Source organism: Frankia tisae (genome assembly GCF_025403405.1).
GTDB classification, from domain to species: Bacteria; Actinomycetota; Actinomycetes; order Frankiales; family Frankiaceae; genus Frankia; species Frankia tisai.
The window spans coordinates 1-1,597 of the sequence record NZ_JANEZT010000666.1 but is presented as its reverse complement, the minus strand read 5'-3'; the positions used below and the strand labels follow the sequence as shown (position 1 = coordinate 1,597).

General features: G+C 71.4%; 1 protein-coding gene and 1 pseudogene. Both read left to right on the top strand.

Features of this window, described 5'->3' with window-relative positions; all coding sequences use genetic code 11:
• A pseudogene (locus tag NBZ85_RS30950) lies at positions 1–251 on the top strand (IS607 family transposase); the annotation flags it as partial.
• Positions 248–1,597 (top strand): IS607 family element RNA-guided endonuclease TnpB (gene tnpB / locus NBZ85_RS30945; RefSeq protein WP_261560727.1); only part of this gene is annotated, 1,350 nt, incomplete at its 3' end. The pseudogene NBZ85_RS30950 and the gene tnpB, both read left to right, overlap by 4 nt.

The following is a 1,597-nucleotide window of genomic DNA, read 5'->3' as shown; positions in this document are numbered from 1 at the left end:
GGCGAGCCACACCGATCGTCGTGGAGCATCGCGACCGGTTCGCCCGGTTCGGTGCCGAGTATGTTGAGGCCGCGCTTGCGGCGAACGGCCGCGGGCTGCTGGTGGTCGACCCGGCCGAGGTCGATGACGATCTGGTCGGTGACATGACCGAGATCCTGACGTCGATGTGCGCCCGGCTGTACGGCCGTCGTGCCGCGGCGAACCGGGCCGCCCGTGCGGTCGCTGAGGCGACGAAAGACGGCCCGGGGTGAAGGCGTTGCAGGCGTACCGGTTCGCGCTCGACCCGAACCAGGTCCAGCTCGCCGGCCTGCGCCGGCATGCCGGGGCGGCCCGGTTCGCCTACAACTGGGGTCTGACCCGGGTGAAGGCCGCGCTCGGCCAGCGGGACGCCGAGAAGTCCTACGGCCTGACCGGCGACCTGCTCACCCCGGTGCCGTGGGCGCTGCCCGCGTTGCGCCTCGCCTGGAACCACGTCAAGCGAGACGTCGCCCCGTGGTGGGACGCATGTTCCAAGGAGGCGTTCTCCGCCGGTCTGGACCAGTTGGCCCGCGGATTGAAGAACGTCACCGACTCCCGGAAAGGCAGGCGGAAGGGCCCCCGGGTCGGTTTTCCCCAGTTCAAGAAACGCGGGAAGACCCGCGACAGCTTCCGCTACACGACCGGCGCCTACGGCCCGGCGACCGGCGCGTACGCGAAGCTGCCCCGGATCGGCCGGGTCAAGGTCTGCGAACCGATGGGCGCGCTCACCGCCCGGCTGGCCGACGGCCGCGCCCGGCTGCTCGGCGCGACCGTGTCCCGGACCGCCGCCCGCTGGTTCGTCTCGTTCACCATCGAGGTCGAACGCAACGTTCCCGTCCGGCCGTCGCGGCGGCAGCGCACAGGTGGCGCGGTCGGCGTCGACCTTGGGGTGACCCGTCTCGCTGTCCTGTCGACGGGGCAGAGCGTGGCGAACCCGAAGCACTACCAGCGGGCCGAACGGAAACTGCGCCGGGCGTCGCGGGCCTACGCCCGGTCGAAGCCCGGCTCCGCCGGCCGCCGGCAGCGGGCCGCCGCGCTCGCCCAGGTCCAGAACCGGATCGCCGACCAGCGCCGCGATGGCCTCCACACGCTCACGACCCGGCTCGCCCGGTCCCATAACGTGATCGTGGTCGAGGATCTCCACGTGGCCGGGATGGTCCGCAACCGCCGGCTCGCGAAGGCCGTCGCGACCGCCGGGTTCGCCGAGATCCGCCGCCAACTCGCTTACAAGACCGGCTGGTACGGCTCCCGACTCGTCGTCGCGGACCGCTGGTACCCGTCGTCGGAGACCTGTTCCGGCTGTGGCTGGCGAAACCCAAGCCTGACGCTGTCGGACCGTATGTTCCACTGCCAGTCCTGCCGGCTGGTCCTCGACCGCGACCACAACGCCGCGATCAACCTCAAACACCTCGTCGCCGCCAGTGCGGTGGAGACGGAAAACGCCCGCGGAGCCGACCGTAAGACCGCGTTCGCGCGGCAGGTGGCTGTGAAACGGGAACCCGGCACGGCTGCGGCCGGTCAGACCGGGAGCGCCACCGCATCGACGGCGGCTGCGAGACGAAGGCTCACTCATGCTTCA